General features: G+C 33.9%; 7 protein-coding genes and 1 pseudogene. 4 read left to right on the top strand and 4 right to left on the bottom strand.

Features of this window, described 5'->3' with window-relative positions; genetic code table 11:
• The first annotated feature begins 45 nt into the window (after window positions 1-45).
• From E7419_07980 to E7419_07970, 3 genes and pseudogenes are all read left to right on the top strand, one after another.
• Window positions 46-1,752, top strand: a complete 1,707-nt coding sequence (locus tag E7419_07980; protein ID MBE7015118.1) for a recombinase family protein — start codon at window positions 46-48, stop codon at window positions 1,750-1,752.
• Window positions 1,742-3,343 (top strand): hypothetical protein, encoded by a 1,602-nt coding sequence (locus E7419_07975; GenBank protein MBE7015117.1) that lies wholly within the window; start codon window positions 1,742-1,744, stop codon window positions 3,341-3,343. The genes E7419_07980 and E7419_07975 overlap by 11 nt, the downstream gene beginning before the upstream one ends.
• 141 nt (window positions 3,344-3,484) lie before the next feature.
• Window positions 3,485-3,607, top strand: a pseudogene (locus tag E7419_07970) (SpoIVB peptidase).
• Window positions 3,608-3,728: 121 nt separating this feature from the next.
• Here E7419_07970 and radC read toward each other — a convergent pair.
• The 3 genes from radC to rplM form a co-directional block, all read right to left on the bottom strand.
• Window positions 3,729-4,418 (bottom strand): DNA repair protein RadC, encoded by a 690-nt coding sequence (gene radC / locus E7419_07965; GenBank protein ID MBE7015116.1) that lies wholly within the window; start codon window positions 4,416-4,418, stop codon window positions 3,729-3,731.
• A gap of 407 nt (window positions 4,419-4,825) precedes the next feature.
• Window positions 4,826-5,224 (bottom strand): 30S ribosomal protein S9, encoded by a 399-nt coding sequence (gene rpsI / locus E7419_07960; GenBank protein MBE7015115.1) that lies wholly within the window; start codon window positions 5,222-5,224, stop codon window positions 4,826-4,828.
• A gap of 17 nt (window positions 5,225-5,241) precedes the next feature.
• The gene (gene rplM, locus E7419_07955; GenBank protein ID MBE7015114.1) at window positions 5,242-5,673 is read right to left on the bottom strand and encodes a 50S ribosomal protein L13; all 432 of its coding nucleotides are present in this window, start codon (window positions 5,671-5,673) and stop codon (window positions 5,242-5,244) included.
• 196 nt (window positions 5,674-5,869) lie between these two features.
• Here rplM and E7419_07950 point away from each other — a divergent pair, with 196 nt between their 5' ends.
• Window positions 5,870-6,631 carry a tRNA 2-thiocytidine biosynthesis protein TtcA gene (locus E7419_07950; GenBank protein MBE7015113.1) on the top strand — a complete coding sequence of 254 codons (762 nt, stop codon included), beginning with the start codon at window positions 5,870-5,872 and terminating at the stop codon, window positions 6,629-6,631.
• A 31-nt stretch (window positions 6,632-6,662) separates the two neighbouring features.
• Here E7419_07950 and E7419_07945 read toward each other — a convergent pair whose 3' ends face one another.
• Window positions 6,663-8,519 (bottom strand): beta-N-acetylhexosaminidase, encoded by a 1,857-nt coding sequence (locus tag E7419_07945; GenBank protein ID MBE7015112.1) that lies wholly within the window; start codon window positions 8,517-8,519, stop codon window positions 6,663-6,665.
• Between the last annotated feature and the right edge of the window lie 251 nt (window positions 8,520-8,770).

The following is an 8,770-nucleotide window of genomic DNA, read 5'->3' as shown; positions in this document are numbered from 1 at the left end:
TACTATCAAGAACTGTTGTCTCAATCAGTTAAGGAGGTGGGCTAAATGGCAAGAAAAAGTCGAATTAACTTAGTTGAAACCCAAGAATTACAATCGTTATCCTTGTACAGAGCTGGTATATACAGAAGACTGTCTGAGGAAGATGGTGATGACCTGGAGGCTAACTCTTTAGTCAATCAGGAAAAAATTGCAAGACATCATCTTATGAATTATCCTGAAATTGAAATCGTGGATGTATATACCGATAACGGTTATACTGGCATGAATTTCAAAAGACCAGGGTTCATAAGGATGAAAGAAGATTTTTTGTCCGGCAGAATCAACTGTATTATAGTAAAAGATGTTTCCAGACTGGGCAGAAACTTTGTTATAACAAGTGAATATGTGGAAAAAATTCTGCCTGAGCTTGGTATTCGTCTCATTTGCATAAATGACGACTATGACAGTGCTGACGAAGGTGCTGATGCTGCAGCACTTATGCTTCCATTCAAAATGATAATGAATGAGTCGTATTCAAGAGATACATCCCTGAAAATACGCTCTACCATTTCTGCCATGATGAACAATGGAGAGTTTCTTCCTCCTGCAGGCAGTATTCCTTTTGGCTATATAAGAAATCCGGAGAAGAATACTTTTGATGTTGATGCAGAAGTGGCACACATTATTGTATTGATATTTGAACTAAGAGCATCTGGCATGAAATTTAATGCCATCGCCAAGGAACTTATTGACCGTGATCTCCCTTCTCCTGGAAAAATACGGTTTATGCGCGGAATAACCAAGGATAAAAGATATGAGAATGCTCAGTGGATACGTGGAACAATCAGAAAAATCACGAACGATCCAGTATATCTCGGACACCGTATTCACGGCAAGGTAAAAAGCGATAAGCTCGGACAGGCAAAAACAAGAAGATCGAAAGATGAGTGGCAAATTATTGAAAATATGCATCCTGCAATTATTACGCAAGATTTATTTGATGCCGTTCAAAAGGTGAACTCTGAAGAACTCGATCGTCTGGGTAAATACAAGCCAGGTCCCAAGTTAGAAACAGATTATCGCACTATATTTCAAGATAAAATATACTGTGCGGACTGTAATTCTAAACTCCTTGCCCAAAAAGGAACAGGCAGACCTAATTCTGGTCTTCCGGCTTGGATTGCTTATGAATGTAACGGATACCTTTATTCGCACCGTTCAAAATGCCATAGCCACTATATACGGCAAGAAGTTTTGATGAATGCTGTGACAAATTTATTAAACAAGCATGTTGAAATTGCAATTGACATTGAAAAACTGATTTCCGATATAAAAACAATGCCCGTTGTTGTGAAACATCAAACCAGTATTACAGATTTGATGAAAAGCTGTACTGTTAAAAGACAAAATCTTGAGTCTAAAATAGAACAACTTCTCATAGACCTTACAGATGGCACCATCGACCGTGATGAATACGATTATATGAAAATCCGTTATACGCATCAGTTGGAGTTGCAGAATGAAGAATATGACCGTCTGAGCAAACAAGCAAATGAACTTGGAGAAGTTATATCAAGCACACAACAATGGATAAATGCAATAAAAGAATATCACAAGCTCCCTGTTATCAACCGTGAACTTTTTGTTTTGCTTGTAGATAGGATATATGTTTCTGACGGAAATAAAATAAAAATTCAGCTTATGTATGACGATCCGTACAAATCAATTATGGATTATCTGAAGAAAGTTGAGGTGCTTGACAATGTTGGATAATAAGATTGATGTTAAGTATCTGAGACTTTCCCTTGAAGACGGAGATGTTGAATCTGGTTCTGACCGTGAAAGCTGCAGTATTGGTTCTCAGCGGCGATGTATTGATAATTACATTGCAAGTCATGCTGATTTGGATGGAGAATTTGAGGATTTTATTGATGATGGATATTCCGGAACCAGTATGGACAGACCTGCAATGCGAAGATTATTGCGTCTTGTTGAAGAAGGCAGAGTCCGTACAATTATAGTGCGTGACCTATCCCGATTTGCAAGAGACTATCTTGAGGCAGGACATTTTCTCGAATTTGTATTTCCAGCTTATGAGGTTAGGTTTATCTCTATCAATGAAGAATTTGACAGTGATGCTCTTGGTGAAGACACGGGCGGTATGGAACTTGCTGTAAGAAACCTTGTTAACTATATGTATAGTAAGGATACTTCACGCAGAATTAAAAGTGTCGTTGATCTCAAAAAGCTTAGTGGCGAGTTTGTATATGGTTTCGCTCCTTATGGTTATAAAAAAGGTGTAGAAAAAAATACAATCGTTGTTGATGATGAAGCTGCTATAGTTGTTAAGAGAATATTCAAGTGGGCAATCAACAGTATTACCATCTCGCAAATTGCTAAAAAGCTAAATGATTCCCATACTATGACACCTTCAATGTATTTGCGCCCCGTTCGCGGAGACAAATACAAGGTAAGAGAGTTTTGGACTTATGAATCGGTTCATAATATTCTTACAAACCGCATATATACCGGAGACACACAACCTTTCAAATCTCATGTTGTACGTGTTGGCAGCAACAGGGTTAAACAAATACCTGAAGAATTGCGACAAATTGTGCCTAATACACACGAAGCCATCATCAGCCGAGAAGAATATTATCAGGCACGACTTGTTATAAAGTCCAACAAAAAGCCTCGTCCACAACCATCTTCAAATCCGTTTGCAAAGCTTCTTGTGTGCGGATGCTGTGGCAATAAACTCCAAAAAGGTCGAAAGACCAATAAAGATTGGCTCTGTGCTACTGCCAGATATACTGAAGACCTTGGTTGCCAGCATATAAGGGTTAATGAGTCAATGTTGCACGAAATTGTCCTACGTGCTATAAACACGCAAATTAGGATGTTGGATGAAAAATTAAAGCAGGTTTCACTTATGAGCAAAACCTGCAAATCAGAACACGATGTTCTACTTTCAGAATGTTCCGATTATAAAAATAGACTCAATAAGATACATTCTGAAAAAATGAGATACTATGAGGAATATGTTAGCGGCTCTATTTCAAAAGAAAAGTTTGCAAGCATAAAAGCAGAATTAACTGCCGAAGAAGAAGCTCTAAAATTGCAATTAAAAATGGCAAACGACAGACTTTCAGAACTATCTTCAACGGTAAAACAACAACAGCAAGCAGTCAATGACAATAAACATATTACAAGACACGGCGAAATTGAAAAGTTGACTCCTGAGCTTGCAAAGGAACTGATCAAAAAAATCACCATTTATAACAATGACAGGATTAACATTGAGTGGAACTTCTTTAATGAACTTGAGAACCTTGATTATTCCTCCAAAGTTAAGGTTTCTTGATTTTCGATACTGTATATTTTTCTTTTCATGATACACTCCATCGACATATTACGTCGTCCTTTCTATGCTATAATTATAACACATTATCACTTCGGGAAAATTTTCCTCCTTAAAAAATGTTGTCCCCTATTGACAACAGTCGTGAGCGGTTCACCGATAATTCAGAATGGCAAACTAATCGGTGCAGTTACTCACGTATTTGTCAATGACCCAACCCGTGGGTATGGTATATTTATTGAGAATATGCTTAATAAAATCGAATGAAAACCTAAAACATTCTAAAAAGTCAAAGGCATAATCACATCGGAGAGCCTTTGATTTCACAATAAAAAAGTTCAGGGGCATGGCAGTTTTTTATAAAACCACCATGCCCCTATACCATTTTCTACAACAAATCAAAATCTTTAAAACTTGAATAATCATCACCTGACACTATTATATGATCAGATAATTCCACACCTATTACCTTGAGCATGTTTTTAAGCATATCCGTAGTATCTATATCATCGTTAGATGGTGACACAAGACCTCCTGGATGATTATGTGCAAGTATAATCTTTTGAGCATTATTCTGCAAAGCAAAAGAAACTACTTTTCGTGGATATATCTCAACATCTTTTATTGTGCCTTCGCTTAATTTTTCAAAATTTACAACTTTATTCTTACCATTTAACGCAACTATAAAAAAGCATTCGTAAAGTCTTCCCGAAAAAAGTTTTGTACAAAATTCCCCTGACATTTTAGAAGTGGTAATATAAGTTGAATTTTTAAGTTCATCCAGTTCGCACTTTCTTCTTACCTGAGAAAAAAGATTTAGAAAAACCGCTGTTCCCTCGCCTATTCCATCAACTTTTGTAAGTTCTTTCGGGGACGCTTCAAACACACTGTTCAAATTACCGAATTTATCTAAGAGTTTGTGAGCAAGTTCGTTTGTATCTTTTCTTGCGATAGCATAAAACAATATCAATTCGAGTACCTGATGAGGTTCAAATGAATCTATACCCTCTTTTAAATATCTTTCCCTTACGCGTTCGCGATGTTTATTATGAAGTTTATTATCTGACATATATACCATTACCTTTTTGATTCTTTATAATAGTTTATCACATTTTTAACCATACATCAAGTTTTTTTAAAGATAATAATAATCTTTTTACGTTTTGTTGTTAGTGCAGCAAAACTTTTCAGCTTTTGTAAGATAATTGAATGCCTTTATTTTCATCTTATCTATATCATATAGGGCATTTGAAGAATAAACTCCGGAAATATTCGCTTATAATCTTGCAACCATTCATTTTATAAGCACACTTTCACTACTTTTAACGATCATTCTATTTTTCGCTATCAAATTTTAAAATTATATTAAAACCTCACGAAAAACTAATAAACTAAAGTTTATGTTTTTCAGAAAACCTTGTTATGTCAATTAACAATAAAAAATCCCAGAAACATCTTGTTTCCGGGATTTTTGATAGATAATAATTATCTCTTTGAAAATTGTGGTGCACGACGAGCAGCTTTTAAGCCGTATTTCTTTCTTTCTTTCATTCTTGGGTCTCTTGTTAAGAAACCTGCTTTTTTAAGATCGCCTCTTAAGTTTTCATCTAATTTAAGAAGTGCTCTTGAAATACCGTGTCTGATTGCTCCGGCCTGACCTGTTACTCCGCCGCCGGATACTTTAGCGATAACATCGATTTTACCTTCGTTACCTGTTAATGCAAGCGGTTGACGAACGATAAGTTTTAATGTTTCTAATCCGAAATAATCATCTATAGTTCTGTCGTTAATGATAATGTTACCTTTACCGCTAACTATTCTGACTCTTGCTACAGAACTTTTTCTTCTACCTGTTCCGTAGAATGTTTCTTTAACTTTAGCCATTAAAATATCCTCCCTTCTTAACCGTTGTATACTTCAGGTTTCTGAGCAGCATTATCGTGTTCAGCACCTCTGTATACTCTTACATTAGTAAGCATTTTTCTACCTAAAGAATTTTTTGGAAGCATACCTTTAATAGCAAGCATCATAGCCTGTTCCGGTTTCTTTTCCATTAATTCTCTGTAACTTGTAGCCTTCATACCACCGATGTGACCTGTATGTCTGTAATAGAATTTGTCATCTAACTTTTTACCTGTTAAAACTGCTTTTTCACAGTTAATAACGATAACGTTATCTCCACAATCTACATTTGGTGTATATGTTGGACGGTGTTTACCTCTTAAAATAGTTGCAACCTGAGTAGCAACTCTACCTAATACTTTGCCTTCAGCGTCAATGATATACCATTTTTTCTGAACTTCTGATGGCTTCATTAAATATGTGCTTTTCATTTAAACTTTCCTCCCATTTATTTTTTCAACGTTTATTATTGTAATACATCTTAAAATTTTTGTCAATAACTTTTTTTAATTTTTTTAATATATAAAACTCAATCTTCAATTTTCTTTGATTTTCTTCGTTTTTCTTTATTTTTCTAATTTCCTATTTCACTTTTTATTTTTTTATCTTATTGTAATTTTATGAAAAATGTTATATAATAAGGTGAATGGAGAGATTATCTTGAGAAAAATATTAAGTTACTTAAGGCGCGCTGTTGACGATTATAATATGATAGACGAAGGGGATAAAATCGCAGTTGGTGTTTCCGGAGGGAAAGACAGTATGGTTCTTCTTAATGCTATGTGGGAACTTAAAAGATTTTATCCGAAAAAATTTGACCTTGTTGGTATTACTGTCGATATGGGTTTTAATGATTTTGACTCATCGGACGTCATTAAATTCTGCAAGGAAAAAGGCATTCCTTACAAAGTAGTAAAAACAAGTATAAAAGAAATAATATTTGATATAAGAAAAGAAAGCAATCCTTGTTCACTTTGTTCAAAGATGAGAAAAGGGGCATTAAACGAGGCAGCAAAAGAAATGGGTTTTAACAAAGTGGCTTTAGGTCATCATTTTGATGATGTTATTGAAACATTTTTCTTATGTTTATTATATGAAGGCCGCATAGGATGTTTCTCCCCTGTAACATACTTGGACCGAACTGATATTTATCAGATAAGACCTTTGATATATGCTCACGAATTTGAGATAAAAAGTTCAGCGATTAAAAACAATCTTCCTATAATAAAAAATCCCTGCCCCGTTGATGGAAAAACAAAAAGGCAGGATATAAAAGATTTTATAAAAAACACTTTAAAAGACTACCCCGATTTAAAAGAAAGAGTTTTTGGCTCTTTAGTGCGTTCAGATATTGACGGTTGGGGAATAAAAAATATTAGAACATCATAAAAAGATGGACACTTTTTGTCCATCTTTTTAATTAAAATTCGTATGTATTCGTTGCTATTTTAGGATATTTGGTAAACGGACTGAATGTATACGGAAGTATTTCCTCTTCAAGTTCTTCTATTATACTGATTTCTCCGTTTAAATACCCATCAATTCGTTCAAATGCAGTCAGTGCTCTTGCCTTAAGCCCTGCATATCTTATATCTATAACTTCCCATCCAAATGGTTTATTATATAAAAACCACAGTTTTTTATGCATTTTATGGCAAGTATCTATAAACAAATACAAATCATTTTTCAGCAACGAAGCAATCTTTGAAAGTTCTTTTTTATCTTGTTTTTTATAAGCATCCCTTAATTTTTCCGCAATATAACATTTTATTTCCAAAGTTTTGAAAATATATGATATATATTCATAGTGAGGTTGCCATACATTTTTTGTTTTTGCATATTCGGAAAATTTTTCTGCATACTTACTATAATGCTCGCTCATTGGTTGTTCTTTTAAATACAAATCAGCCTTTCCAAGCAAAATATCCTGATAAAATAATGTTTTTCCGTGAAACCTCTTTGTAAAGTCGGTGAGCTTTACAGTATTGCCGTACGCATTCTGATAGGCACTCATATTTTCAAACATTTCCGGACTTGTCCCTGTTATACACTCAAATCTTTCACGATATTTTTTTTCATTTCCGTAAGAATATTCAGCTGCATAACAAAGAGTAAGCAAACTGTAAAAATGATTACATTCATTGCCATTATCTCCCCACACAGTTATAATAGTTTCATCTATATTATATTTACTGCAAGCCCTAAGCGCCAGTTCTGTACATTCAAGTGCATAGTTTGTTTCAGGAAGATGCCCTGACCACGTCCATGCACCTCCGAAAAATATTACTTTCCTTTTTAGCTTTTTATGTTTTTTCAGCATATAATCATCGCAGCCGTACTCTTCGCCGTAATGCCAGTAGATAAGAGTTGCATTCTCTGGAATTTTTGATATTGTATCTTCTGTTATTTCAGAGTCTTTATCATAATAATATCCTTTTTGTGAAGACATATTAAAAAACATATCACTGTAAATCATAGCTTGAACATCAAGTTTATCGGCAATTTCGAAGACTTTATTAAGATGTTTTAAATAAATTTCCCTGGAATTTTTATACCCGTTTTTCTTAAGATAATTTCCAAGACCTAAAGTATGAGTTTCATCCATGCCAAGTAATATTTTATTTGTTCTGAACGGTTCAAGAACTGATTTTATCATATTTTCAATAAATATGTAAGTTTTTTCTTCTCCTACCATCAATTCTCCCTGAGTATCTTTTACATCAAAAGACTCTTCATATTGCAAATACTGATAAAGGTGCCCCAATGCCTGAATGCTGGGTATTACTTCAATACCGTAATTAAACCCGTAATCATCAATTTCTTTAAGTTCTTCTTTTGTATATCGTCCCCTCAGGTATCCGAAATATTTTCTCTTTGGAACTTCAAACATATCCTCCATATATAAATAAAGTTTATTCATTCCCATTTTTGCCATATAATCCATATATTCTTTAAGTGAACTGACAGTAAGTGCAGCATTTCTTGATAAATCAAGTTGTACTCCTGCATTTGCTATTTTTGACGGTTCCGATATATCAAGTTTATTCCGAGTATCTTTAATTAAACTTAAAGCCCTGAAAAAGTATACTTTTTTTTGGTATATAATTTTGTATATTCCATCTTTATATTCTATTTCATTTGTTTCTCCGCGTTCCGCAATAATATTGATATCCTCCAAAACAAAACTTTCTTTGATAAAATCTTTTAATTGATTTATACCATCTTTTAATTCTTCCGGTAAAAATTTAAAGTTTATCATTTTTATTTGTCCTTTCATTTATGAATAGAGATTATAAGATGTTATTGCATTTTCATATTCGACTCCCGGTGACTTTTCCTGCCAGTCCGACAATGAAGAAATTTTATAATTATTTAATATGCATTTCTCTTCAATAATCGGTTTATTATATTCTTTCATATTTTTATTCCTCCCTTTTGCTACTCAAAAACAAGTAAGCTATTTTTGGAATACTCTATTATTTCTTCTCCCTCTGATGTTCGATATATTGCATAATTTCTTACATAATA

This window comes from Oscillospiraceae bacterium (genome assembly GCA_015068525.1).
In the GTDB taxonomy this organism is placed as follows: Bacteria; Bacillota; Clostridia; order UMGS1840; family HGM11507; genus SIG450.
This window is presented reverse-complemented; position numbering and strand designations above follow the sequence as displayed.